Below are 25,835 nucleotides of genomic sequence, written 5' to 3'. Positions count from 1 at the left end.
TCCACCTAATGAGCTCATCAGGCGAGTCACATCACGAATCAGTTTCGTCAGCAAAACAAAAACAAACAAGGTGCAAGCTGACGTGCGAACAGAGATAATTGTTTGAAGATGATTAACTCGCCTCAAGTACCTAGCTGATAAAGACTAATGACCACATACTCACACATAGATACCCCGTTCAACCTGCGCCACACCTGTTGGTTTTGTGGTGAACCTTCCAATGATGTTGTTGAATTCCCTAAGACTGCACAAGCTATTGCCAAGATAGACTATTCACCGATAGCACTGCCGGCTTGCAAGGAGTGTGCGAGAATTAACTATTCCAAGAGTCTGACTTCAATTTGGTCTGTGCGCGATCAGATAAAGCACACTCTCATAGACAAGTACGCAAAGCACCTTGGTATTGGTGAGAACTGGACGGAGCAAGAGCTGATCGATTCTGATTTCTCGGGCTCGACGCTTGGCGGGTTTGGGCGTAGTGCTTGGAAGATGTATCAAATAGCCAAACAACGAGTCGATTATAGAGGCTGGCCTTTGTCGGTTGATGACATCCCACTTGAGGTATACGACGAAACCAGTGGCTTTGAGTTTGACGGTACTCGTTATGCTTCAATCAATTCGTGTATCGATTATTTCACCAAGGCTGCGGGCGTAGACAAAGAGCTGCTATCGCAACTTGTCGACATCGTTTCAACAGACCGTTTTAGCTACGCACTGCGAATCGCCAAGCTGAACAAGAATGTCTCTAATACCAAACGCTCAGAGATCATCGAAGAGGTGTTACAGCAAGAGTCTGAACAAGAAGAGATACTGCTTGAACAAGCCAATTCACTGTTCAACCCAAATGTCGAAGAGGTCAGCATTTCAGGTTCGACGGCTCCGGTGTTCGCTATTCAATGGGCAATGATGAATAACGTTAAAGATTTGGCTCATCTTTGTTCACTCGAAGATGATTATTTTGACTATTTCGAACATCTTGGTGGCCCTGCTGCTTTCATGTCTTATAACGGCCTACAGCTCTATTTAGAATCACGCCAAGATCCTGAATGGGTAGAAAAGTCGGATCCAAATAAACAGTATTGGTGAACATGCCTATCTACTGGTGAACACGTGTAAGCTCGATAACCGCGTCAAACACCCATTGTTAGTCCTTGTTTTATATAAAGATCTAAAAACAGCCCCCTAAAACAGTTAATTGTTGCAATTCGGTTAAATAGAGTGAAAACTTCAAGCATCTAAAACTATTTAATCACTGCAATCTTGCGGTGAGTAAGGAGTGAATTGTGCTTGCTGTTCTTCGTATTATTTTGGCGACGGTGTTTATTATTTTCACCACTCTATGTGCTTTTGGTTACTGCTTGTTTAGCCCCAAAAACCCAAAGCATGTGTACGTTTTTTGCCGTTGGTTCAACCAATTACAAAAACTCGTTGGGGTAAAGATCCTACAGAGAGGCCTAGATAATGCGCCGACACCAGAAAAGAGTGTCTACATATCTAACCACCAAAGCGTGTTGGACTTTGTGACCGCCCCAGGGATGTTAAGGCCTCGCACGGTTTCTTTAGGCAAACGCGATTTGTTGTACGTGCCCTTCTTTGGCCTGCTGTATTGGATCACTGGTAATATTTTAATTAACCGCGAAGACAAGTCCAAAGCACGCGATACCATCAAGCAAGTGGCGGAAGCGATTCACCAGCGAGATCTGTCTGTTTGGGTTTACCCTGAAGGAACGCGCAGTAAAGGGCGTGGACTACTGCCATTCAAAACGGGCGCTTTCCGAATGGCGATTGAGGCGGGTGTGCCTATCACCCCGATGTGTACCAGTACCACGCACAATAAAATTAACCTCAACCGAGTTAATAATGGCATTGTGATCACCGAGATGCTGGAGCCTATAGATGTCTCCGGATACAAGCTCAGCGACGCAAGAGAGTTAGCGAATCGCTGCCATGCCTTGATGGCTGAAAAAATAGCAGAGCTTGATGCCGAAGTGGCTCGTTTAGAAGCACAGCAAACCCCGAAGCTAGATTCAGATCGTTCTTCTGCGCGTTAAATAAGGTAGCCACAAAGGGAACAGGAGCTAACTCGCAACGAAAGCACTGAGTCATCGCTCAGTTACTTAAAAAGACACTCAACGATCGCAACTCTCATTGTTCTTGTTTTACATGCCGACGCTTATCCGCAAAATAAAAACAGGCGTTAATAGCTTTATAGAGCAATGGGAGTAAACGATGGAAGTGATTCACCATGGCGGCAAACATACCGTCACAGGATCTTGTCACGAATTAAGAGATTCAGGCCAAGCGGTGCTCATCGATTGTGGCCTTTTTCAAGGTTTAGATCTTCAAGGTAAAAAGCTTCAAGGTGAAGACACTCGCCCTCTCGATATTGAATTTGAAACGTCCCACCTTAACGCTCTGCTGCTAACCCACACTCACATTGACCATATCGGGCGATTACCTTGGTTGCTCGCCAGTGGCTTTAACCAACCAATTTATTGTACTCAGGCGACAGCTGAACTCGCCCCTTTAATGATTGAAGACGGCCTAAAACTGCAAGGGCTCAGTCATAAACAATCCAAACTCATCCTTAAAAAAATTCATTCGTTGATTGCTCCTAAGCCTTATGGCGAATGGTTTCCAATTGTCTCTAAACAGCAAAACGATGGAAAAGATCATCATAGGCCAAATACTCTGTATGCTCGTTTTCAACCTGCAGGGCATATCTTAGGTTCGGCCTATATAGAGATTAAGTTACGCAACCAAGAGGTAGTGGTCTTTTCAGGCGACTTGGGCCCTAGTAACACGCCACTGCTGCCGGATCCTAAACCACCACAACAAGCCGACTATCTGTTTATTGAGTCGACTTACGGCACTAGCACGCACGACGATATTGCTTCACGCTCTGAACGCCTCAAATCAATCATTGATCGTTCGTTACTCGATGGCGGCGTTATTCTAATTCCGGCTTTTAGCATCGGTCGAACACAGGAACTACTATTTGATATCGAACACCTAATTTTTGAGCATCAACTCAGCAGCGATATTCCTATCATCCTCGATTCGCCTATGGCAGAAAAGGTGACGCGATCCTACCGACGCTTTAAAGAGTTATGGGGGCAAGAAGCAAAGCAGCGTCTTGAACTGAAACGTCACCCACTCGCTTTTGAGCAGTGCATTACGGTTGATGGACATAGAATGCACAAGAAAATCGTGAATCGCCTCAAGTCGACAGGTGAACCCGCGATTGTGGTCGCAGCTTCTGGAATGTGTCAGGGCGGCAGGATAATGAACTACTTATCCGCTTTGCTTCCCGATAAACGGACGGATGTGATTTTAGCGGGCTATCAAGCACACGGAACGCTCGGACGAGAGCTGCAACAAGGCGAAATGCAAGTTTCTATTGATAACAAAGACGTTGAGGTTAATGCTCAAATTCATGGCATGTCTGGCTATTCTGCTCATGCCGATAAAGAGGATCTCAATCGATTTATAGAGGGCATCGCGACTCCACCGAAAGAGGTGCATTTGATTCACGGTGAGCCAAATACTCAGTCTGAATTCGCTCAAGAACTAAAGGCGCGAGGGTTTGTGGTTGTTTGAAACACGCATCAAACTAGCCACTTTCCCTCAGTAAACATGAAGTCCTCAACTATCGAACCTTCAAAAAACACAGTCTCTTAGACCTGCGAGATCACTCGATGCAGGTGATATATTCCAATCAAATCCATCTCACCACTCATATATCAGCCGTTCATGCTAAGTGGCTTTAACCGCTGTTTTACGCAATTTCGTCTCTTGTGCACACCTACCCTTCTTCTGCGCACCTCCCCACCCTTTTGTATTAATCACTATTTATTCACTTTGCAAAACACCAGCCGCAACAATCTGTTGCATAACAAGTTAAATGGAACGATTATCGAATTAGCACTAAGCATTAACAAACACCCTCTATAACTTGCTTTATGTCACAGTAATCCCAATGCGCAGTTAAATAATTTAACACTCGGGTTACAAGTGAAGTATTGTGTTGTTCGAAAAACAATCATAAGCAAAACTAACAGGGAAAATACTCATGCAGTCGTTCGTTGATTTTTTGAATGGAATAATCTGGAGCCCAGTACTTATCTACCTATGTTTAGGTGCAGGTTTGTTCTACTCCATCATGACTCGATTTGTTCAAATCCGTCACTTCTTTGAAATGTGGCGCTTGCTACTTTCGGGTAAAAGCTCATCAAAAGGCATCTCGTCTTTCCAAGCTCTTGCCGTTTCGCTGTCTGGCCGTGTAGGTACAGGTAACATTGCAGGTGTTGCTGCCGCTATCGGTTTCGGTGGCCCAGGTGCAGTATTCTGGATGTGGGTGGTAGCTTTCTTTGGCGCGGCGACTGCTTACGCAGAATCTACGCTGGCGCAAATCTATAAAGAAGAAGATGAAGGCCAGTTCCGTGGTGGTCCGGCTTACTACATTGAAAAAGCAATGGGTCAGAAGTGGTACGCATGGATCTTCGCTATCGCGACTATTTTTGCATGTGGTATTTTGCTTCCAGGTGTTCAGTCAAACAGTATAGGTAATGCTGTAGAAGCTGCATTTGGCTCAGGTGATATGATTGAAACAGCTATCGGTACATTCAGTTTCGCTAAAATTTTCACTGGTACTGTTGTTGCTATCATCCTTGCTTTCATCATCTTTGGTGGTGTTAAACGTATCGCGAACTTCACACAAATTGTCGTTCCATTCATGGCGTTGGCTTACATCATCATCGCATTCGTTATCATCCTACTAAACATCAGCCAAGTTCCTGTTGTTTTCGGAATGATTCTGGGTGATGCATTCACTCCTATGGCAGGCTTTGGTGCTGCAATCGGTTGGGGTGTTAAACGTGGTGTTTACTCAAACGAAGCAGGTCAAGGTACTGGTCCTCACGCGGCAGCTGCGGCAAGTGTTGATCACCCAGCTCAGCAAGGTTTGGTTCAAGCGTTCTCTATCTACATTGATACTCTTCTAGTATGTTCTGCTACAGCGTTCATGATCATCATCACTGGTGCTTACAACGTTCACGGCGGCGCTGAAGGTGTATTCCTTGTTCAGAACCTAGCAGCAAACATCGGTGCGAATGGTCCTGTATTTACACAGCTTGCTATTGAAAGTGCACTACCAGGCATTGGTAAGCCGTTCATCGCATTTGCTCTGTTCTTCTTCGCATTTACAACTATTCTTGCTTACTACTACATCGCAGAAACGAATATTGCTTACCTACGTCGTACCATCAAGATCCCTGGCATGATGTTCGTACTTAAGCTTGTTCTTATTAGTGCCGTTTTCTATGGCACCGTTAAAACAGCAAACCTTGCATGGGCAATGGGTGATGTGGGTGTTGGCTTGATGGCATGGTTAAACATCGTTGGTATTCTGATCATATTCTTCATGTCTAAGCCTGCCCTTAAGGCTTTAGCAGACTACGAAGAACAGCAGAAACAAGGTGTGACTGAGTACACATTCAACCCTGTAAAACTAGGCATTAAAGGGGCAACTTACTGGGAAGAGAAGTACAAGCGTAAAACAGGTAAGTCTCCTGAATCTGAAGTTGCAGACAGTAAACCTGTAGAGCAACCTTCAGCTTAAGCTTACCTTAGCAAATAGATCGCTTTAACTCGCGCTATTAATAACGCATAAAAAAGGGGTTAGCCATTTCGGCTAACCCCTTTTGTTTTGTTCATAAAAATCGCAGTTTATAACGAGCTCATTACTTATAACGAACTGACTGCTTATAACAAACTAACTGTTCCCAAGCTAGAGCGTTAAGCTGCGATTTCTTGTGTTGCCATTTGAGGCGCTTTTTTCTCACCGATTGGCAGTACTGTGCGGCCATATTCGTTGTTGATTACTTGTGCCATTGCAAAGTAGATAGCTGACGCACCACAGAAGATACCTTCAAAACCAGCGATAGTACCGATCAGTTCGCTGCCTGTGAAATCACGAGCGGCAAGTAGGAAGAACAAAATAGTAAGTGAACCGAATACTACTTGTTTCGCTACTGGGTAGCATAGAGAACCAATGAACATGAAGCCAGTGAAGATGCCCCATAGTAGTAGGTACCAACCCATAAACGCTGCTGGACTTGCTGGTAGGCCCATGTAAGGCATTACAATTAAACCAACCAAAGATAACCAGAATAGACCGTAAGAAGTAAACGCAGTTGTACCGAACGTGTCACCACGTTTGAAACACATTGTGCCCACGATAACTTGGCTTAGACCACCGTAAAAAATACCCATAGCAAGAATCATTGAATCGATTGGAAAGAAACCTGCGTTATGGATATTAAGAAGTATAGTAGTCATACCGAAACCCATTAGGCCAAGTGGTGCCGGGTTCGCCAGTTTTGTTGACATTTTGCGCGCCTTTAAAAAAAGTTAATAAAATTTGTACGCAAATTTTAATCCGAACGGCATAAAAAGATAGATCGCTAAATCGCAATCTTAGATTGCATCGTTCGCCAGTTCGGCTTTCGTGATGATTTCAAGTATCTCGCCAACTCGTTTAGGGCTTAGTTCCATCAAGAACGCTTGAACCTCGGGCTTTACACACGCTAACCACTCTCCCGAAGGTTCTTGGTTAAACTTATCCATTGAGCCCATACTTTGGCTCCATGCACCACGGATATCAACCGTATCTTTGTGGCCATCGTTGGTCGTAAAATATGAAAATTCAAAGGTTGTCGCATCTACAGATGTGATTTGGCCAGATGCCCCCCACGGCGCAGAAAGTTCGATCATAGGACCGATAGGATAGCTTTCACCTTCAATTTCTACAGAAGTTGCTTCACCAATGTAAATTTGAGCGTTATTGGCTGACTCTGAGACAGTGAAAGGTAATGATGTTGATACAGAATTAGGGCCTTGAGGCGCAGCTTGCTTTAATAAGAATTGAACGATTGACGGGTATGCATTAACAGCAGCATCAACTTCCCCAACAGACTCCATACAGCCTTCGTAATTCATAATGCCTGTACTATCGACACCTTTAATTAAAGCGCCTTCAAGTGTTTGAATAACATGAATTTGGTTACCTTGTTCCTCTATAGACGTGATTTGGCCTACAGGACTTTTTAATACTTGATAACGCTGAGCAACAATACCTTCAGAGCTCGTTTCAAAACTCAAACTGCCATAATTACCCCAGCCTAAACTTTGCTCGAGACCTGACTGCGGCGTACTGTTACACCCAGTAACTCCAGTTACCAATAACGCAAGAATAGATAGCTTTAACTTCATTTTAATTGCCCTGTAATCGAATTATTCACGAACACAGTTTATCGATAAATGGAAAGCACGACTGTAATAGAAAGTAAGGGAAGTGTCGTATAACTGTCACTGAACAAGCAAGCCTCTTAAACAGAGGCTTGCTTAAGTCAATTATTTACAGCTAATTTCATCCCAGAACCAGTTCGATTGAACAGGGCTTTCCCAGACACCCGGACCGTTTTTGGCTACGAAGCACTTGCCATTATGTGTAACCTTGTCGCCATTGCTCACTTGGCTAACACCCGCTTGCCATGTGATAAACACCGATGGATCAACAACGACAGGCGGCTCAGTCACAGGTGGTTCAACCGGTGTTGGGTCTACCGGAGCAGGATCGACAGGTGTAGGGTCAACTGGCGATGGATCTGTCACTACGGGTGGTGTTGGCTCACCCGCTACTAATTTCCAAGGGCCGCCATTGGCAGGATCATCCCCTTGAGTCCACCACTTAGCTTGATAAGTCGCGCCGTTGTGAGTGACTTGATCGCCAGCATTGTACACTTTCGTTACACTCCAACCATTCCCTCCTGGACCCGGGTCTACAGGAGCGAGCTTATCGACCACTTTCACTTCAGGCCAGCTCGCATGTGATCCATAAAAATTGGTCACACACTTCTCGTAATCTCCGGCCACCAATGCTGAATAAGCGGTTTGGAAACCAACAAGCTCACACTCAAATGAATATCCTTCTGGGCGGTCTGCGTAGTATTTCCAGTTACCATCCCAGTTGGTGTACAACACATCAGTCGCACCATTCAAGTTCAAGCTTCCATAAGGCGTTTGCTGCCAGCATGTATTGGCTTCATCCGCTTCTACCGGAATTTGATAGTGCGCAGCTAATCCTTCCCAATAACGAATTCGGTTAACCGGCTGGCCTTTGTCTTTGTTCTGCTCACCACACTCGATACCACCATTAATTACGTTGATTGTGGTACCAAACCCATAGCCAATTCCCGCATCCAACTCACGCTGAGAGGGTGTCCAAGTGCGGTCAATAACGTGCAGCATTGCTGGTTTAGGAGCTTGAGGTGTAAGGAAGAACCAGATAGCAGAAGCCAAGTTCAACCATGAATCAGCAACCAAACCTGGGTTATTCAATAGAACCGTCGCATCACCATCGAACATAACTTCCGAGAACGCACCGTAGTTAAAATGGTAAGAAAGCTGTTTAGCACCACGTCCAAAGTAACCCTGCCCTGCCGCACAAGGCCAACGTGCATTCTGCCAATCGTTCTGACCACAACCGGTGGTGTAACCCTCTTGACCTTCTGACCAACCCATTTCACGAACATGCACCAGCGCTTGCTGCCACTCTTCTAGAGCTAATGGGTTATCAGAGGTGTTATCTATTGCGATGTGCCCGCCTGTTTCTTGAGCGAAATGAGCAAAGGCCGTGATGATGGATTTTTTACAGATGGCGTCTGAATCTCGACCATCAGTGTACTCTCCACAGAAGGCAGGGAATTTTCCAATCGCGCGTAAGAAGCGAGTATAAGTGTACTCTGGTGCTGCCATCTGAGTGAGGAAGTCCCACTCAGATTGAGGGAATACACGTTCGACTCGTTTCACGTTTTCAGGATTCGAGGCTAAACCCGGCTCAATCGCTTCAACGATACTATTGGGACGAGTTTGTAATGCTTGTGACCAGATCGCATACATAGGATCGGATGTTTTCGCTTGTTCAGCCGCTTGCAGTGCAGACTTTTCAACAAGGTAGCCATTCGGGTTTTGCGGATCAGGTTGAATGTTCAAAGACGCGTAACTGTGTGCAGCTAAAGTACAGCCAACTACTGTCGCCAAATATTTGATTTTTAACATGATGGATTCTCTTATCTGTCCTTAATAAGTCCATCAAAGAGTATGCGGCGCATAGGAAATGAGCCAGTCGTTACCATGTGAATTTATAAAAAGTGCGAGTGACACTTTTATGTATCCTTCAATACAACAAAGCGTCTCATTGTTTCTTGAGGTGATATCTAATTTCCAACGAGTTTGGTTGCTCGCTGGCAGCTGAAAATCTTTAATCTCCTGAAATAAAAAGAAAAAAGCCCCGAACTGAGTTCGAGGCTTTTAATAACTAAATCAACGAATAGCTAAATCAATGTAGACTCAATCTCTAAGAGATTATTCCCACTCGATAGTTGCTGGTGGCTTACCCGAAATATCGTAAACAACACGTGAAATGCCGTTAACTTCGTTGATAATACGGTTAGATACCTTACCTAGGAAGTCGTATGGTAGGTGTGCCCAGTGAGCAGTCATGAAGTCGATAGTTTCTACGGCACGTAGAGATACAACCCAATCGTACTTACGGCCATCGCCCATTACGCCAACTGAACGTACAGGTAGGAATACCGTGAATGCTTGAGATACTTTGTGGTAAAGGTCAGCAGCGTGAAGCTCTTCAATGAAGATAGCATCAGCACGACGCAGTAAATCACAGTACTCTTTCTTCACTTCGCCAAGTACACGAACACCTAGACCTGGACCTGGGAATGGGTGGCGATAAAGCATGTTGTATGGAAGACCAAGCTCTAGACCGATCTTACGTACTTCATCTTTAAACAGCTCACGTAGAGGCTCAACAAGGCCCATTTCCATATCATCAGGAAGGCCACCAACGTTGTGGTGAGATTTGATTACGTGTGCTTTACCTGTCTTAGATGCTGCAGACTCGATTACGTCTGGGTAGATAGTACCCTGAGCAAGCCATTTAGCATTCTTCAGTTTCTTAGACTCTTCGTCGAAGATATCTACGAATACGTGACCGATGATCTTACGTTTCGCTTCTGGCTCAGCTTCGCCTTCCAGAGCGTCAAGGAAACGATCTTCCGCATCAACTTTAATGATGTTTAGGCCGAATTGGTCACCAAACATCTCCATAACCTGCTCACCTTCGTTTAAACGAAGAAGGCCGTTATCTACAAATACACATGTTAGTTTGTCGCCGATAGCGCGGTGAGCAAGCATCGCAACTACAGATGAATCAACACCACCAGAAAGACCAAGGATAACTTCATCGTCACCTACTTGCTCTTTAATACGTGCAACTGCATCTTCAATGATAGATGCTGAAGTCCACAGACCTTCACAACCACACGCGTTAAGAACGAAGTTCTCAAGCATTTTTAGGCCGTTTTTAGTGTGCGTTACTTCTGGGTGGAATTGAACACCGTAGTATTTCTTCTCTTCGTTTGCCATTGCAGCGTATGGGCAAGTGTCTGTTTCAGCGATCTTCGTGAAATCAGCAGGGATTTCAACCACTTTGTCACCGTGGCTCATCCAAACATCTTGAGTTGTCTCAAGGCCAGCGAAAAGTGCAGATTCACCCGTCACTTGTACAGCAGCGTAGCCGAACTCACGCTCAGTAGATGTTGCTACTTTACCGCCAAGTTGCTCAGCCATCGTTTGCATGCCGTAGCAGATACCGAAGACAGGAACACCTGAATCAAATACGTACTGAGGTGCACGTGGAGAATTCTCTTCCGTTACACTTTCAGGGCCACCAGATAGGATGATACCGTCTGGATTGAATTCACGAATATCCGCTTCTTCTACGTCCCAGCTCCAAAGTTCACAGTAAACACCGATCTCACGAATACGACGAGCTACTAGCTGTGTGTATTGAGAACCGAAGTCCAGAATTAGAATACGTTGGTCATGAATATTTTTAGTCATTGTAAGCAGTCTTATTGGCTATGTGATAAAACGGAGGCGAGTTTACTCACCTCTGATTAACTCTTCAAGAAATAAAGCAAACGTTTTCGTTAGATGTCTTTAACCCCATGTTTTGAGAAAATCACTCTCTAAACAAAACAGGCGGTAGATATAATACCAATCACAGTAAGTAAGTGTTCAGTAGTAGCGCTGGAAAAAAGCTTGAGAACAAGGCTGTCTATTCAACAAAGAGTTCTGATAAGTAGTTATTCTACAATCAAAAATTCTAACGAAGTTATCGAGGTTTTTAACAAGCTAGGATGACCAGTTATTTACTACGATTGGTATATTAATGTGCCGACTAAATCAGCACATTATTCAAACGTTTGGACGTATTATTAACCTAAACGGTAGTTAGGTGCTTCTTTCGTGATTTGAACATCGTGTACGTGAGATTCTTTCATGCCCGCACCAGAGATACGAACAAACTCAGCTTTAGTACGCATGTCTTCAATAGTTGCAGAACCCGTTAGGCCCATGCTTGAGCGTAGACCGCCCATCTGTTGGTGAACGATCTCTTTTAGACGACCTTTGTATGCGATACGACCTTCAATACCTTCTGGAACAAGCTTGTCTGCAGCGTTGTCAGATTGGAAGTAACGGTCAGAAGAACCTTGAGACATAGCGCCAAGAGAACCCATACCACGGTAAGACTTGTAAGAACGACCGTTGTAAAGGATAACTTCACCCGGTGCTTCTTCAGTACCCGCGAACATTGAACCAACCATCACACAAGATGCGCCAGCAACGATAGCTTTACAGATATCGCCAGAGAAGCGGATGCCGCCATCTGCGATTACTGGAATACCGTATTCGTTTGCTACTTCAGCTGCGTCTGCGATTGCTGTTACTTGAGGAACACCAACACCAGTAACGATGCGAGTCGTACAGATTGAACCCGGGCCGATACCTACTTTAACCGCACTAACACCCGCTTCTATAAGAGCACGAGCGCCAGCGCCAGTTGCTACGTTACCACCGATGATTTGTAGATCAGGGTATGCAGCACGCGTATCACGGATGCGGTTAAGTACGCCTTCAGAGTGACCGTGTGAAGAGTCGATAAGTAGAACGTCTACGCCAGCTTCAACTAGAGCAGCTACGCGCTCTTCGTTACCAGCACCAGCACCAACAGCTGCACCTACACGTAGGCTGCCGCGCTCATCTTTACAAGCGTTTGGTTTACGTTCTGCTTTGTGGAAATCTTTTGCAGTGATCATTCCCGTTAGTTGGAAGTCATCATTTACAACAAGAACTTTTTCAACACGCGCTTCGTGCATTTTCTCTTGAACTTCTTCACGAGTTGCACCTTCTTTAACAGAAGCAAGGCGAGCTTTAGGCGTCATTACTACATCAACTTTCTTAGAAAGGTCAGTCACAAAGCGAACGTCACGGCCAGTAATAATACCAACAAGTTCGTTTGTTTCAGTAACAACAGGGAAACCGGCAAAGCCGTGTTTTTCAGTTAGGGCTACAACATCAGCGATTGTCGCGTCAGGGTTTACAGTAACAGGGTGAGAAACCACACCTGCTTCGTAAATTTTAACCTGGCGAACCATTTCAGCTTGTTGTTCAATAGACATGTTCTTATGAATGAAGCCTATTCCGCCTTCTTGTGCCAGTGCAATCGCTAGGCGAGCTTCTGTCACAGTATCCATCGATGCAGAGATCATTGGGATGTTTAGGGAAATATTCTTCGTCAACTGAGTGCGAAGATCAGCTGTATTAGGGAGAACGGTGGAGTGTGCTGGCACTAGCAGTACGTCGTCGAATGTCAGCGCTTCTTTGGCAATTCTTAGCATTTGCAATATCTCACAATAATAGGAGTAAAAAGAAACAATCCAATCTCATCGTTTCGCCTAATGAGGGCAGCCAATTAAGGAAAATCAAACTGCATTTGGATTAGATATTGCGGACGGATTATACGGCCAACGAAATCGCTTGGCTACACATTTTTATACTTTTAATTTGCATCTACCCCCTTGCTATGTATTATATTGCCGCTATCTTCCATACTCACGCCCAGTGAGATTCCAAGAGAAAGACCTTCCTTCAAGGATAGATAGCGCTTCTATGACCAATCCAAACATCTTTACTGTTTCTCGCCTCAATTCAGAGGTTCGTCTCCTATTAGAAAACGAAATGGGAATAGTCTGGCTCGTTGGTGAAATCTCAAATTTCTCTGCACCTGTCTCTGGTCACTGGTACCTCACGCTTAAAGACTCTCGCGCTCAAGTTAAGTGCGCTATGTTTCGTGGCAATAACCGTCGTGTGACTTTTAAGCCTCAGAACGGTAATCAAGTGCTAGTTAAAGCGCGTCTGTCTCTTTATGAGCCACGCGGTGACTATCAACTGATCATCGAAAGCATGCAGCCAGAAGGTGACGGCAAGCTTCAGCAAGAGTTTGAAAAACTTAAGATGAACTTGGCGGCGGAAGGTTTATTTGCTCAGTCCAGTAAACAAATTCTTCCAGAACATCCTAAATGCGTCGGTGTTATCACCTCTAAAACAGGCGCAGCCCTCTTCGATATTCTCGATGTACTGAAAAGACGAGATCCTTCATTGCCTGTTGTGGTTTACCCAACCATGGTTCAGGGCGAAGAAGCGGCGATTCAGATCGCTCAAGCGATTGGGCGTGCCAATGAACGCAATGAGTGTGATGTATTGATCGTTGGCCGAGGCGGCGGCTCATTAGAGGACTTATGGTGTTTCAATAACGAGATCGTTGCTCGCACCATTGCAGCAAGTCAGATCCCGATTATCAGCGCCGTTGGACACGAAGTTGATGTCACTATCGCCGATTTCGTCGCAGATATGCGAGCTCCAACGCCATCAGCAGCCGCTGAATTGGTTAGCCGTGACAACAGTCATAAAGAGCAAGCTTATACCTCTAAACGTGCTCGTTTAGTAAGTGCGATTCGTCATGTGTTAATCAAACAAGCGCAATCAACTCAAACGTTGAAATACCGCTTAGAGAAACAACACCCGAGCTACCAACTGCAAAAGCAGAGTCAGCAGCTTGATGACTTAGACATGCGTTTGCGTCGTGGTATGACTCAATACCTAAAGCAGCATGCGCAGCGTGTTGAACGTAAGCAGCACCAACTTCAGCTGAACTCGCCAGTGAAACGCCTTGGTGAACAGAAACTGCATCTACAACGTTCAGAGCAAAAGCTATTGGATGCAATGGACAAGACATTACTAACTACTCGCCACCAACTAGCCATGGCTGCCGAGAAGTTAGAAACAGTAAGTCCATTGGCAACCCTAAAACGTGGCTACAGCATTACCCATTCAGCATCGAGCAAGACCGTGTCATCGATTAACGACGTCGAAGTCGGCGAAGTAATCACCACTCAAGTTGAAGACGGTGTGATTGAGTCGCAAGTGACAAAAAGAGTCGCTAAGATCGAGCTCTAGGTTCATTAGATACAAAAAAGACCCAACACTTTAGTATTGAGTCTCTGGTATAACATCACCGATTGTCGTTCAAACCAAATAATTTAAGGCTATTCCGCTGGTTGGAATTCGAACTTTACTCTCGATTTAGATTTAAGCTCATTACACTCACCATTACAAAAATAGCTCGCTGCACCACAGGCTTGAAGCTTCTCAAGTTGGCTCCTGCACTCAGGACAAAACCCAACCTTAGTAAAGTGTGCCTGACAACTTTCACAGTGATACTTTCCATCCCAACCTAGCTCTGATTGGCACTTAGGGCAGATATTTTCACTCATTAGCATTTCCTAACTCACTACTTTTTTTACAATCTACTACTGCGAAGACTTAGCTTGCTTGATTTGGTACATGTTCTTATCAGCTTGTGCGATCAAGCCTTCCAATGACTCAGGATCTTTATCATAAGAAAGTCCAACGCTGACAGAAAACTGAGTGCCATCGATATAGAGCGCTTGTTCCAAGGTTCTTTCTAAGCTTCGATAAAAGTTCAGCACACTTTCTTGATCATCAAAGCAAGAGAACACGACAAACTCATCGCCCCCATAGCGCCCTATCTTGGCACAGGCAGTCGTTGCCTCATCAAGCACTTTTGCAACGGCTAACAACACATCATCACCAAAGCTGTGGCCAAACGTATCGTTTATTGACTTAAATTTATCGACATCAACAAACAGGCATGCCATCACTTTTTCAGTAAAACAGCGGTTAGTTAACACCTGCTCGGCTTCTCTCTGCAATGCTCGGCGATTCAAACTGTGTGTTAGGGAGTCCCGATTGGCAAAAAAGTTGAGTTGATTCTCTAACTCATACTTCTCAAGCGCGACTGAATACAGAGAAGCCAATAACTCTAAGATCTCAAGTTCAAACTCATGAGGTTCAGAGATGTACTGACTGTAAATTGCGAAGGTACCTAATACGTGACCATGTGAAGAGATGATTGGCACTGACCAACATGCATGAAGGTTAGCCTGATTGGTTAAGGCTAAGAAAGGAGTCCAATTCGGGTGTGCATTAATATTGGAGACCATGACAGCTTTCTTAAGTGCCGCCGCTTCGCCACAAGAACCAATTCCGGCACCAACCCCCACTCCTTCTATCTGCTGGTTATAAAAATCAGGCAAGTTTGGAGCATATTCTAAATGTAATGTATTCGATTCGGGGTTTAGCAATAAGATAGAGGCCATCCTTTGACCAAAAATCTGCTCGGTGAGTTGAATGATCTTGCGATTCAATTCTTTGCGATCCAACCCAAGGGCAAGCTTTCGAAGCAAACTGTTTACTGCTCGGTGACCTTCTAATAAAAATTGTTGTTTCATTTACTAAAGCTTTCAATTATATGGTGGGAACAGCTTGTTCTTATGCAAGCCTGTATACTGCTCAATATTAACACACTAAATTACCACAACACACCACTGAAGATCATAGGTTGATCTTTTGCTTTATCTACTTTGATCAGCGATCTACCCCAAAAAGAATATTTATATCACCACACACCGAAAGCATAAGTTACATATACTGCATTTCAATTTACAGTGGAACATATGACCAGAAATAAACAAATAAAACCAACAATGCAGAATAATCTATTTTCGATCTTTAATTGAGATCATCGAGATAAACACGTCTGCATTTCGATATGTTGGTCATCTAATTGGGTTAACTTAACCGACAATGCCTTAAGTTCTGAAGTATTGTCGATGTGAGTACCACCACACGGAATAGACACTAAAGTCTCGTCATCTAGCTGCCATTCCCAGTAGCGAGAGTCTGTTAACGCCTCACCTTCTAGTCTCATCGTTACAAGAGTCGATTCAGCAAGCCAGCCTGCAATCATCTGGTTGATATTGGCCTCAATACCATCAAGGTTCGTTAGCATGTCAGCAACGTTCAGACCGCGTTTCTTCAAGGTTTTACCTAAACGATACTTATCGGTGCACAACTCTGGAGTCACAAAGCTAGTCACCTGTGCATAGCTATTGAAGTCATAGCTGCCGAGTGGATCTTTTCTATCCGCATCTTTACGCCAGTAACTCTCAGCCAATACTTTATTCAAGGCTAAGAAGGCAATATGTCCGGCACTATGACCGCGGCTCAAACTGGCTTGGTGCTCTTTATCAACCGACAACTCAACTTCATCGCCAATTTTAATAATAGAAGCTGATACAGGTAGTTGGTGGACAACCACAAACGCCCACCCTTCCGTATCACGCTTAACAGGGATATCTGCTGCAATATATAGATTTCCAGTAGATTGCTCTATTGCACCAACAAGGCAATCTTCAACAATATACTGTTCACCACCTACGCTGACAAAACCTCGGTCTGCTGGGTGATCGGGCCAAATATGACTCACAGGGTGGAAAGGTGTCACGTCAGTGATCAAGTAAGTTTTGCTGTCGTCACTTTCAACGTACACTGCTTTTGCATTGAGCAGCCAAGTTTGATGACAAAATTGAGTAATGGTTGGTGTGATAACTATTATTGGTTTCATGGATGTCGCTGGTGTCATTGAATCGCTAGTGGTCATATCGTTCTTCTTTTGAAATTGAGTCTAATTCGTTAACCCATCACGATATGGAGATATGAGGTTATGGCTTAACGTGAATTTTGCTTAAAAAAATACCCGAGACAGGCTCGGGTATCAAATCTATTGGAAAGGTTTACTTACGACCTTTAACCATGCTCATCATACGCTTACGTTTACGTTCTTGAGAAATTGTCAGCTTGTTAGTCTTAGCTTCAAATGGGTTCTCGCTGTTCTGGAATTGAATGCGAATAGGTGTACCCATAATCTCTAGTGAACGACGGTAGTAGTTCATCAAGAATCGTTTGTATGAATCTGGCAAGTTACGTACTTGGTTACCGTGGATAACGATAATCGGTGGGTTGTAGCCACCAGCGTGCGCGTATTTCAATTTAACACGACGGCCACGAACCATAGGTGGTTGGTGATCATCAGTCGCCATCTTCATGATACGAGTAAGTACAGAAGTACCAACACGAGTCGTTGCTGACTTATAAGCTTCTTGAACAGACTCAAACAAGTGACCAACACCAGTACCGTGAAGTGCAGAGATAAAGTGAATACGTGCGAAATCAACGAAACCTAAACGACGGTCTAGTTCTTTCTTAACACGATCTTTAACGTCGTTATCTAGGCCATCCCACTTGTTTACGGCAATAACAATTGAACGACCAGCATTCAACGCAAAGCCTAACAAGCTTAGATCTTGATCTGAGATGTTCTCGCGAGCATCGATAAGCAGTAATACAACGTTAGCATCTTCAATCGCTTTCAGTGTTTTAACCACTGAGAACTTCTCAACTGTTTCGTTGATATTTTTACGGCGACGAACACCCGCAGTATCAATCAGAACGTATTCACGCTCATCACGCTGCATCGGAATGTAGATAGAGTCACGAGTTGTACCCGGCATATCGTAAACAACAACACGTTCTTCACCAAGAATACGGTTAGTTAGTGTTGATTTACCTACGTTAGGACGACCAATGATCGCTAGCTTAATCGGTTGTTCTTGAAGGCGCTTGAATTCTTCTTCCGCTTCTTCTTCAGTGAAATCAACTTGCTCTTCTTCTTCGTCTTCAAATTCAGTTAAATCGCTTACTTCGCCATTCTCAGCTTTTAACGCTTCAGCGAATGGGTTTAGAGCAAGATCAATCAACGCTGTTACACCACGACCGTGCGCTGCAGCGATTTGGTACATGTCTTCTACGCCTAGTTGCCAGAAATCAGCACTTGCAGCATCAGGGTCGATACCATCAACCTTGTTTACTACTAGCATTGAAGGCTTTTCTAGTTGACGAAGGTGCTTAGCAATAGCTACGTCTGAAGGTGTTAGACCCGCACGGCCATCTACCATAAATAGAACGACATCAGCTTCATCAATCGCCGCTAGCGACTGTTCAGCCATTTTAGTTTCAACACCTTCTTCGGTACCGTCGATACCACCAGTGTCGATAACAATAAAGTCATGCTCGCTAAAATGAGCATGACCGTATTTACGGTCACGCGTTAAGCCAGGGAAATCCGCAACCAATGCATCACGAGTTCGAGTCAATCGGTTAAATAACGTAGATTTACCTACGTTCGGACGCCCTACTAGAGCAACAACAGGTACCATAACAACCTCTACAATTTCTTCTCTAAATGTAGTTATAGGTAAGCACTTGATCGCAAGTTTAAACTCTTACCTATAACCACACGGTTTATTAATTTATAACAACAAAACGGCTCCTAGCTGTTACCAACCAGGAGCCGACTGTGAATTGTATCACGCTTTTATTGGCTAATCGTTAGTTTCTTTACATCGCCATTGCGAGTCGTCACTAAGTAGCCTTCAGGCATTTCAATTGGCGCAACCGCAAAGCCGCTACCATCGACGAGCTGTTGAGCAACAAACTCACCCGATGAACGATCTAACCAGTGCAGATAACCTTCTGTATCACCCACAACTACATAACCATTAATAATAGCAGGTGCTGTCAGTAAGCGGTTTTCTAACAATGGAGTGCTCCACAGTTCAGTGCCACTACGCGCATCAACTGCAACCACATGGTCTTTGTCAGTCACAACGAACAAACGGCTGCCATCACTTGCTAAATCAATCGCTGACGAGTAATTACGTTTCCAAACTGGCTTACCAGAACGAAGATCGATAGCAATCAGCTGACCATTGATACCTACGGTATACAGGGTGCCACCAAGAACAACCGGTGATGCATCAACATCAACCAAACGATCGATTTCCGTTGCACCTTTTGGCGTGCCTACTGGCTGTTGCCAAATAAGCTGACCACGATCAACGATCGCTGCAGCTAAACGACCATTTGCCGTACCCCAGAATACACCACCTGAAACAGTAACAGGCGAGCTATCGCCACGAAGTGTTAGGCTTGGTACTTCAGTACTGATGGTCCATTTTTGCTCACCGCTTTCTTGATCTAACGCGGTCAACATGCCACGACTGGTATGAACAATAACCATGTTGCTTTCAGTTGCTGGGGATGCAAGCACCTCACCATTCACTGATACACGCCACAGCTCTTCACCGGTTGATTCATCCAGCGCGATCACTTCGCCATTTTCAGAACCAACAAATACCTTGCCGTAAGCTGCCGTTAAGCCACCCGATAAACGAGCCAGTACTTCTTTCTCAAGATCGACTTTCCAAAGCTCTTTACCTGTTTCAGGGTCAAGCGCTTTAACCATACCTTCACGGCTTGCAACAAATACTTTGTCGTAAGCCAATTCCGGCGTTAGTTTTGAAAAGTAGTGACCAACACCATCACCAACCGACGTAGACCATTCCTGGCTAGGAGTAAACTCGCTGTTTACCGTTGGTACTGGTGCCATGATTACGGTGTCTTCTTCACTTGCACAGCCCGCTAGCAGGCCAAGAGCAATCGCACACAACGCCGCTTTTGGAAACATCTTCTTCATTCAAAGCGCCTTATTTAGCTAGGTCGTCAAGTTTGATTTGAAGCGTTTGGCTCGCATCAGCAGCTTGTTGAGCTTCAGAGTAAGCACTGTAAGCTGCATCTGTGTCGCCTTTACGAAGTGAGATATCACCACGTAGTTCAGCAACACGGCCTTTCCAAGATTCGTCAGTCATCGCTTCAAGATCAGTCAATGCAGCGTCAAATTCACCTTGCTCAGCTTTGATACGAGCAACACGGTAAGTCAGTAGTGGCGCTAATGCCGCGTCCTTAGTTGCCGATTTTGCCCACTCAAGTTGTTCTAGTGCAGCTGTAAGGTCACCCGCTTGAACTTGCGCTTTTGCTAATTGCATAGCAGCAAGTACTGAATATTCAGCGTCTTTGTTTGCGTCGATGAAAGCTTGAATATCAGATTGAGCATCAACGCCTTTAGCATCTAGAGCTGAGATTGCAGAGGTGTAGCTTTCTGAAGCGGCTTCACGCGCTTCAACGACTGAATCTTGGTAATAGCGCCAACCAAATAGGCCACCTAAACCAATAACCGCACCAAAGATTACGGCTTTGCCATTCTCTTTCCACCAATCTTTAATGGCTTCAACTTGTTGCTCTTCGCTATCGTAAAGTTCCACTTCCTGTCCTCTTTAATTCTTTAAACGCCAGCATAGTGCTGACGTTGATATTCATGATGAGCGTTTGCTCAATGGCTAATTAGATTAGCGCAGCAACTTTCTCTGCAACTTCCGTTTGAGACACGGTTTGTTGCTCGCCGCCAACCAAATCTTTTAGCACAACTGTATTGTCAGCAACTTCGTTCTCACCAAGTACCAACGCCACAACAGCACCTACTTTGTCAGCACGTTTGAATTGCTTCTTGAAGTTACCACCACCGAAGTGGTTCATTACACGTACGCCTTCAACGGTGTCGCGTAATTGATTCGCTAACTGCATGCCCGCGATCATAGTACCTTCGCCAGCAGCAACCACGTATACGTCAACGCTACGACGAACTTCTGTAAGCTCTAGCGTTTCCATCATAAGAACCAGACGCTCTAGACCCATTGCGAAGCCAACAGCATTGGTTGCTTTGCCGCCTAGTTGCTCAACAAGACCATCGTAACGACCGCCGCCACAAACAGTACCTTGAGCACCAAGACTGTCAGTGATCCACTCAAATACGGTGCGGTTGTAGTAATCTAGGCCACGTACTAGACGCTCATTAACTTGGTATTCGATACCAACAGCGTCAAGAAGTTCACACAAACCAGTAAAATGTTGCTTCGATTCTTCACCTAAATATTCAGATAGTCGAGGTGCGTCACCTAAGATCGCTTGAACATCCGGGTTCTTAGTATCAAGTACACGTAGAGGGTTAGTGTGCATGCGACGTTTGCAGTCTTCATCTAACACATCAATGTGTTGCTCAAGGAAAGCCACTAACGCTGTACGATAGCTTACGCGATCTTCTTGAGAACCGATTGAGTTCAATTCAAGACGAACGTGCTTATCGATACCTAGTTCACGCCATAGACGTGCTGTCATCATAATAAGTTCAGCATCAACGTCTGGACCGTCTAGGCCAAACACTTCAACACCACATTGGTGGAATTGACGGTAACGACCTTTTTGAGGACGCTCGTGACGGAACATCGGGCCCATGTACCATAGGCGCTGCTCATCACGGTTGATAAGGCTGTTTTGAATACATGAACGTACACAACCTGCTGTGCCTTCTGGACGCAGCGTTAGGCTGTCACCATTACGGTCATCAAAGGTGTACATCTCTTTAGAAACAACATCAGTCTCTTCACCAACCGCACGGCTAAACAGGTTTGTTTCTTCAACGATAGGCATACGTACTTCGTTGTAACCGTATGCACTCACCACACTTTTAACTGCGCTTTCTACTTTCTGCCACAGTGGTGATTGAGTTGGAAGGCAGTCGTTCATGCCTCGAATTGCTTGGATATTTTTAGCCACAGTATTTATTCCGTAATTTCTCACGACCAGGTATCAGTGCGAATAGACAATCACACCCCATCGCGTTGTATTAATCTTCTAAGTTTTCTACATCAATGCGATTTGCTTTATCAAGCACTGATGCTTTTGCACGAATCTTAGCTTCAAGTTTGTCGACAAGGTCATCGTTATCGAAGCGCTCTTTCTGACGCTTACCGTCTTCGTAGAAAGCACTCTTACGTGCACTACCAGCTAGACCTAAGTGAGACACTTCAGCTTCACCAGGGCCGTTAACCACACAACCGATGATAGATACATCCATTGGAGTAATCACGTCTTCTAGGCGCTCTTCAAGGGCATTAACGGTGTTAATAACATCGAACTCTTGACGAGAACAGCTCGGGCACGCAATGAAGTTGATGCCACGCGAGCGAATGCGCAAAGATTTAAGAATATCAAAGCCAACTTTGATCTCTTCAACAGGATCAGCCGCGAGCGAAATACGCAGCGTATCGCCGATACCTTCAGAGAGAAGCATGCCTAAACCTACCGCTGACTTCACAGAACCTGCACGTGCACCACCCGCTTCGGTAATACCAAGGTGCAAAGGTTGATCAATCTGCTTGGCAAGCAAACGGTAAGAACCGACGGCTAGGAATACATCAGAAGCCTTAACGCTGACTTTAAATTGATCAAAGTTCAAACGGTCTAGGATATCGACGTGACGCATTGCAGATTCAACAAGCGCTTCCGCTGTAGGCTCTGTGTATTTCTCTTGGATCTCTTTTTCAAGAGAACCACCGTTAACACCAATACGAATCGGGATATTCATATCACGAGCACAATCCACAACAGAGCGAATGCGGCTTTCGTTACCGATGTTACCTGGGTTGATACGCAGACAATCAACGCCGTACTCTGCCACTTTAAGAGCAATACGGTAGTCGAAGTGAATGTCAGCAACCAAAGGAACAGAAACCTGCTGCTTGATTAGCTTAAAGGCTTCAGCGGCATCCATAGTCGGTACAGATACGCGAACGATATCAGCGCCAACTTTTTCCAGAGCTCTAATTTGAGCAACGGTCGCGGCTACATCTGTTGTTCTTGTGTTGGTCATGGATTGCACAGCAATTGGTGCACCATCACCGATCGGCACATCACCCACATAAATACGGGTTGATTTGCGACGAATAATAGGAGATTCGTGTTGCATATTAACTCTAAGGTAAGGTTATTCTAGCTACTTTGCCTGAAGTATACCCAGAAAGGTCGACAGGTTCACTTGCAAATGTCATCGATACGCCCTCTGGCGCACCTAGAATCACTTTATATGGCGCAGTTCCTGATAGATTTAACGACTGGCCTGCTTTTTTGATGCCAGTCGACAAGGTTTTGCCCGAAGCATCTTTCACTTGGATCCAGCAATCAGCAGAGAACTGCATCACTAACTCGTTAATCACAGCTTCAGGCGCAGTGCTTGCTTCAACAGCTTCTGCATTAGCAGCAATTTCAGCAACTTCAGCAGTTGGTTCTGTCTCTGTTGCTTGCTGTGCAGTAGTTTCGTCAGTTGAAGTAACAGAATCTTCCGCATCGCTTATCGCAGCAAGGTCATCAGTACCTTCAACAACAGAAGTACCCTCTTCATTTTGTTCAGCTTCAATCACTTCTAAAGAGGTGAATTCAGGGGCAAGTGATTCTTCTACAGCTAGCTCTTCTGAGCTTTCAGTATTAGCTAAAGATTGAGATAGGGTGTCTTGTTGTTGATTCTGCCACCACCACAGTGAGGAGATACCCGCAATTACCGCAAAAATGCTCCAAGTAAGGATCATAATACGGCTGTTGTGCTTCTCGGTTTTAGTCTTACGAGAAAAGCTCAACATTTCTTGTTCTTGATGTTGAGCGTCACCAGCATGATGGAGTGCGCTCAATACGACCTTTTCGTCAAGATTGACGTATTTCGCGTATGAACGAATGTAGCCACGCATAAAGGTAGCAACTTGATCTGACTCGAATTGGTTTTCTTCAATTTGTTGGATCAGCGTAACGCGCAGCTTTAAACGATCAGAAATCTGCTTTTGTGTTAAACCAAGAGATTCTCGTTTATTTTTAAGCAGCGTTCCCGCTTCGATTTCTGGAGCGACAGTTTCTTTTGTTTGTGTTTCGTGTTCTGTGTTCATAGAGAGTGAACTTCTAAAGTATTATCGCAGGTTGATGAGAGCATTTTTATTGTCGTTTAAGCTCAATCTAACAACCCACTTTATGTGGAATTTTTCCTGTTATCTAAATCATCAACCCTTAAAGACGAACATCACCTATTGACTATGGATGACCTTCTCAGGAAGCTAGTTTATCAAGTAGCCAACCTAAATAGACACATTGACGATTATCGGGTAACAAGCGAGCACTTAAATTAATTTAAGATGAGTTAATCATAAGCTAATGCCATTGCAAGGCAAAAACACTTTAAACAAAATTTACCGTCAGCTCATGGTTTTGTCCAAAATTTGACGAAAAATGTAAGAAAGCATGGGGAAAAAATCCAATTATTGGAAATTCACCTTCCAGAAAAGCAACAAGCCAGAAGGAATCCTTCTGGCTTGTTTAGATCTAAATGGTATTTAAACCGCTTTTACTTGAATCACATCACCTGCGATCAAGTTAGCTTCAGAGGCGGCTTTCAGCATTTTAGTACGCTTGGTTCTATCAATAACATCACCAACCAGCTGACCACATGCGGCATCAATATCATCACCACGAGTTTTACGAACCGTAACTGTGTAGTTGTATTCCATCAGCGTTTTTTGGAAGCGATCAATACGAGAGTTGCTTGGCTTCTTATAAGGCGAACCCGGATAAGGGTTAAATGGAATCAAGTTGATCTTACAAGGCGTATCTTTCATTAGCTCAGCAAGTTCACGAGCGTGGTCCATATCATCATTCACATGATCCAACAGAACGTACTCAACCGTTACTTTGCCGCGGTTAGCATTTGAAGAAGCAATGTAGCGACGAACCGATGCTAGGAAGTCTTGGATATCCCAACGGTCGTTGATTGGCATGATTTGGCTACGTAGTGCATCGTTTGGTGCGTGTAGAGAAATCGCCAGAGCTACATCGATGTTGTCTGTCATCTGATCAAGACCAGAAACAACACCAGATGTTGATACTGTTACACGACGCTTAGACAGTGAGAAACCCAGATCATCAAGCATCAGCTCCAATGATGGAATTAGGTTCTTCATGTTCAATAGAGGTTCACCCATACCCATCATTACGACGTTAGTAATTGGACGACGACCCGTTTCTTTCTCTAAACCGATTTCACGTGCTGCACGCCAGATTTGACCAACAATCTCTGAAACTTTCAGGTTACGGTTGAAGCCTTGTTGAGCTGTAGAGCAGAATTTACATTCAAGCGCACAGCCTACTTGCGAAGATACACATAGCGTCGCACGGTCACCATCAGGGATGTATACCGTCTCAACGTCTTGGTCACCAACGCTCATCGCCCATTTAATGGTGCCATCCGCAGAGTGCTGAGCTTCAGAAACGATAGGTGCAACAATCTCACAGCGATGCAGCAGTTTCTCACGTAACTTTTTATTGATGTTGTTCATTTGTTCGAAGTCATCGACACCGAAGTGATAAATCCACTTCATCACTTGCTCTGCTCGAAACGCTTTCTCATTCAGTTCTTCTGTGAAAAATTTACGAAGACCTTTACGATCAAAATCGAGTAGATTGACTTTAGCTGTGGTCATGATGCCTCTCAATGACGGAACAATAATTAAGGGCGCGAATTGTACAGCCTTTACGCAACTTCAACAAGCACTGTAAAACCTTGTGTTTACTAAGACGTTCAAACTTAAGTGATTAAAATTTACACAACCAAACTTACCTACTTAAATTTGGCCAATTCAAAGAGAGATTCCCGATTACGCTCC

General features: G+C 44.5%; 20 protein-coding genes. 5 read left to right on the top strand and 15 right to left on the bottom strand.

What is annotated here, in order from left to right:
- Positions 1 to 147: 147 nt before the first annotated feature.
- The 4 genes from OCV30_RS03405 to OCV30_RS03390 all read left to right on the top strand — a co-directional run bounded on the left by OCV30_RS03405 (position 148) and on the right by OCV30_RS03390 (position 5,620).
- Positions 148 to 1,086 carry a hypothetical protein gene (locus tag OCV30_RS03405; RefSeq protein WP_065678466.1) on the top strand — a complete coding sequence of 313 codons (939 nt, stop codon included), beginning with the start codon at positions 148 to 150 and terminating at the stop codon, positions 1,084 to 1,086.
- Positions 1,087 to 1,283: 197 nt separating this feature from the next.
- Entirely contained in the window at positions 1,284 to 2,051 is a 768-nt protein-coding gene (locus tag OCV30_RS03400; protein ID WP_065678465.1) for a 1-acylglycerol-3-phosphate O-acyltransferase, read from the top strand.
- Between the two features lie 178 nt (positions 2,052 to 2,229).
- Entirely contained in the window at positions 2,230 to 3,600 is a 1,371-nt protein-coding gene (locus OCV30_RS03395) for an MBL fold metallo-hydrolase (protein ID WP_065678464.1), read from the top strand.
- A 472-nt stretch (positions 3,601 to 4,072) separates the two neighbouring features.
- Entirely contained in the window at positions 4,073 to 5,620 is a 1,548-nt protein-coding gene (locus OCV30_RS03390) for an alanine/glycine:cation symporter family protein (RefSeq protein WP_009848307.1), read from the top strand.
- A 176-nt stretch (positions 5,621 to 5,796) separates the two neighbouring features.
- Here OCV30_RS03390 and OCV30_RS03385 read toward each other — a convergent pair whose 3' ends face one another.
- The 5 genes from OCV30_RS03385 to guaB form a co-directional block, all read right to left on the bottom strand.
- A complete protein-coding gene (locus tag OCV30_RS03385) occupies positions 5,797 to 6,390 on the bottom strand; it encodes an acetate uptake transporter (protein ID WP_010440610.1) in 594 nt (197 codons plus the stop codon).
- 87 nt (positions 6,391 to 6,477) lie between these two features.
- Positions 6,478 to 7,272 (bottom strand): hypothetical protein, encoded by a 795-nt coding sequence (locus OCV30_RS03380; protein WP_065678463.1) that lies wholly within the window; start codon positions 7,270 to 7,272, stop codon positions 6,478 to 6,480.
- Positions 7,273 to 7,413: 141 nt separating this feature from the next.
- Entirely contained in the window at positions 7,414 to 9,120 is a 1,707-nt protein-coding gene (locus tag OCV30_RS03375; protein WP_065678462.1) for a chitinase, read from the bottom strand.
- Between the two features lie 306 nt (positions 9,121 to 9,426).
- Positions 9,427 to 10,980, bottom strand: a complete 1,554-nt coding sequence (gene guaA, locus OCV30_RS03370; protein ID WP_065678461.1) for a glutamine-hydrolyzing GMP synthase — start codon at positions 10,978 to 10,980, stop codon at positions 9,427 to 9,429.
- 377 nt (positions 10,981 to 11,357) lie between these two features.
- Positions 11,358 to 12,821 (bottom strand): IMP dehydrogenase, encoded by a 1,464-nt coding sequence (guaB, locus tag OCV30_RS03365; RefSeq protein ID WP_065678460.1) that lies wholly within the window; start codon positions 12,819 to 12,821, stop codon positions 11,358 to 11,360.
- A 271-nt stretch (positions 12,822 to 13,092) separates the two neighbouring features.
- On the opposite strand from guaB, the gene xseA reads away from it, so the two are divergent.
- Entirely contained in the window at positions 13,093 to 14,439 is a 1,347-nt protein-coding gene (xseA, locus tag OCV30_RS03360; RefSeq protein ID WP_065678459.1) for an exodeoxyribonuclease VII large subunit, read from the top strand.
- Between the two features lie 89 nt (positions 14,440 to 14,528).
- Here xseA and OCV30_RS03355 read toward each other — a convergent pair whose 3' ends face one another.
- The 10 genes from OCV30_RS03355 to rlmN form a co-directional block, all read right to left on the bottom strand.
- Positions 14,529 to 14,756 (bottom strand): zinc ribbon domain-containing protein, encoded by a 228-nt coding sequence (locus OCV30_RS03355; RefSeq protein ID WP_065678458.1) that lies wholly within the window; start codon positions 14,754 to 14,756, stop codon positions 14,529 to 14,531.
- A gap of 36 nt (positions 14,757 to 14,792) precedes the next feature.
- Positions 14,793 to 15,794, bottom strand: a complete 1,002-nt coding sequence (locus OCV30_RS03350) for a sensor domain-containing diguanylate cyclase (protein WP_065678457.1) — start codon at positions 15,792 to 15,794, stop codon at positions 14,793 to 14,795.
- A gap of 290 nt (positions 15,795 to 16,084) precedes the next feature.
- The gene (locus tag OCV30_RS03345) at positions 16,085 to 17,005 is read right to left on the bottom strand and encodes a metal-dependent hydrolase (RefSeq protein WP_065678456.1); all 921 of its coding nucleotides are present in this window, start codon (positions 17,003 to 17,005) and stop codon (positions 16,085 to 16,087) included.
- Positions 17,006 to 17,138: 133 nt separating this feature from the next.
- Positions 17,139 to 18,620, bottom strand: a complete 1,482-nt coding sequence (gene der, locus OCV30_RS03340; RefSeq protein WP_065678455.1) for a ribosome biogenesis GTPase Der — start codon at positions 18,618 to 18,620, stop codon at positions 17,139 to 17,141.
- A gap of 158 nt (positions 18,621 to 18,778) precedes the next feature.
- Positions 18,779 to 19,939: an outer membrane protein assembly factor BamB gene (gene bamB, locus OCV30_RS03335; protein WP_012603316.1), complete on the bottom strand. Its 1,161-nt coding sequence runs from the start codon at positions 19,937 to 19,939 to the stop codon at positions 18,779 to 18,781.
- 10 nt (positions 19,940 to 19,949) lie between these two features.
- Entirely contained in the window at positions 19,950 to 20,564 is a 615-nt protein-coding gene (locus OCV30_RS03330) for a YfgM family protein (protein ID WP_065678454.1), read from the bottom strand.
- 79 nt (positions 20,565 to 20,643) lie between these two features.
- The gene (hisS, locus tag OCV30_RS03325) at positions 20,644 to 21,912 is read right to left on the bottom strand and encodes a histidine--tRNA ligase (protein WP_065678453.1); all 1,269 of its coding nucleotides are present in this window, start codon (positions 21,910 to 21,912) and stop codon (positions 20,644 to 20,646) included.
- Between the two features lie 70 nt (positions 21,913 to 21,982).
- Entirely contained in the window at positions 21,983 to 23,104 is a 1,122-nt protein-coding gene (gene ispG, locus OCV30_RS03320; RefSeq protein ID WP_009848294.1) for a flavodoxin-dependent (E)-4-hydroxy-3-methylbut-2-enyl-diphosphate synthase, read from the bottom strand.
- Positions 23,105 to 23,111: 7 nt separating this feature from the next.
- On the bottom strand, positions 23,112 to 24,068 hold the full coding sequence (gene rodZ, locus OCV30_RS03315; protein WP_065678452.1) for a cytoskeleton protein RodZ: 957 nt from the start codon (positions 24,066 to 24,068) through the stop codon (positions 23,112 to 23,114).
- 441 nt (positions 24,069 to 24,509) lie between these two features.
- Positions 24,510 to 25,652, bottom strand: coding sequence for a dual-specificity RNA methyltransferase RlmN (rlmN, locus tag OCV30_RS03310; protein ID WP_009848292.1), 1,143 nt, complete (start codon positions 25,650 to 25,652; stop codon positions 24,510 to 24,512).
- Positions 25,653 to 25,835: the final 183 nt, after the last annotated feature.

Source organism: Vibrio atlanticus (assembly GCF_024347315.1).
Lineage (GTDB): Bacteria > Pseudomonadota > Gammaproteobacteria > Enterobacterales > Vibrionaceae > Vibrio > Vibrio atlanticus.
This window is presented reverse-complemented; position numbering and strand designations above follow the sequence as displayed.

Bases quoted from the DNA above. Each gene is read 5' to 3' on its own strand.
- OCV30_RS03385 (WP_010440610.1), bottom strand. From the start codon at position 6,390: ATGTCAACAAAACTGGCGAACCCGGCACCACTTGGCCTAATGGGTTTC.
- OCV30_RS03345 (WP_065678456.1), bottom strand. From the start codon at position 17,005: ATGACCACTAGCGATTCAATGACACCAGCGACATCCATGAAACCAATA.
- rodZ (WP_065678452.1), bottom strand. From the start codon at position 24,068: ATGAACACAGAACACGAAACACAAACAAAAGAAACTGTCGCTCCAGAA.
- OCV30_RS03390 (WP_009848307.1), top strand. From the start codon at position 4,073: ATGCAGTCGTTCGTTGATTTTTTGAATGGAATAATCTGGAGCCCAGTA.
- OCV30_RS03375 (WP_065678462.1), bottom strand. From the start codon at position 9,120: ATGTTAAAAATCAAATATTTGGCGACAGTAGTTGGCTGTACTTTAGCT.
- OCV30_RS03380 (WP_065678463.1), bottom strand. From the start codon at position 7,272: ATGAAGTTAAAGCTATCTATTCTTGCGTTATTGGTAACTGGAGTTACT.
- rlmN (WP_009848292.1), bottom strand. From the start codon at position 25,652: ATGACCACAGCTAAAGTCAATCTACTCGATTTTGATCGTAAAGGTCTT.
- OCV30_RS03405 (WP_065678466.1), top strand. From the start codon at position 148: ATGACCACATACTCACACATAGATACCCCGTTCAACCTGCGCCACACC.
- ispG (WP_009848294.1), bottom strand. From the start codon at position 23,104: ATGCAACACGAATCTCCTATTATTCGTCGCAAATCAACCCGTATTTAT.
- OCV30_RS03350 (WP_065678457.1), bottom strand. From the start codon at position 15,794: ATGAAACAACAATTTTTATTAGAAGGTCACCGAGCAGTAAACAGTTTG.
- OCV30_RS03395 (WP_065678464.1), top strand. From the start codon at position 2,230: ATGGAAGTGATTCACCATGGCGGCAAACATACCGTCACAGGATCTTGT.
- bamB (WP_012603316.1), bottom strand. From the start codon at position 19,939: ATGAAGAAGATGTTTCCAAAAGCGGCGTTGTGTGCGATTGCTCTTGGC.
- OCV30_RS03355 (WP_065678458.1), bottom strand. From the start codon at position 14,756: ATGAGTGAAAATATCTGCCCTAAGTGCCAATCAGAGCTAGGTTGGGAT.
- guaB (WP_065678460.1), bottom strand. From the start codon at position 12,821: ATGCTAAGAATTGCCAAAGAAGCGCTGACATTCGACGACGTACTGCTA.
- guaA (WP_065678461.1), bottom strand. From the start codon at position 10,980: ATGACTAAAAATATTCATGACCAACGTATTCTAATTCTGGACTTCGGT.
- xseA (WP_065678459.1), top strand. From the start codon at position 13,093: ATGACCAATCCAAACATCTTTACTGTTTCTCGCCTCAATTCAGAGGTT.
- der (WP_065678455.1), bottom strand. From the start codon at position 18,620: ATGGTACCTGTTGTTGCTCTAGTAGGGCGTCCGAACGTAGGTAAATCT.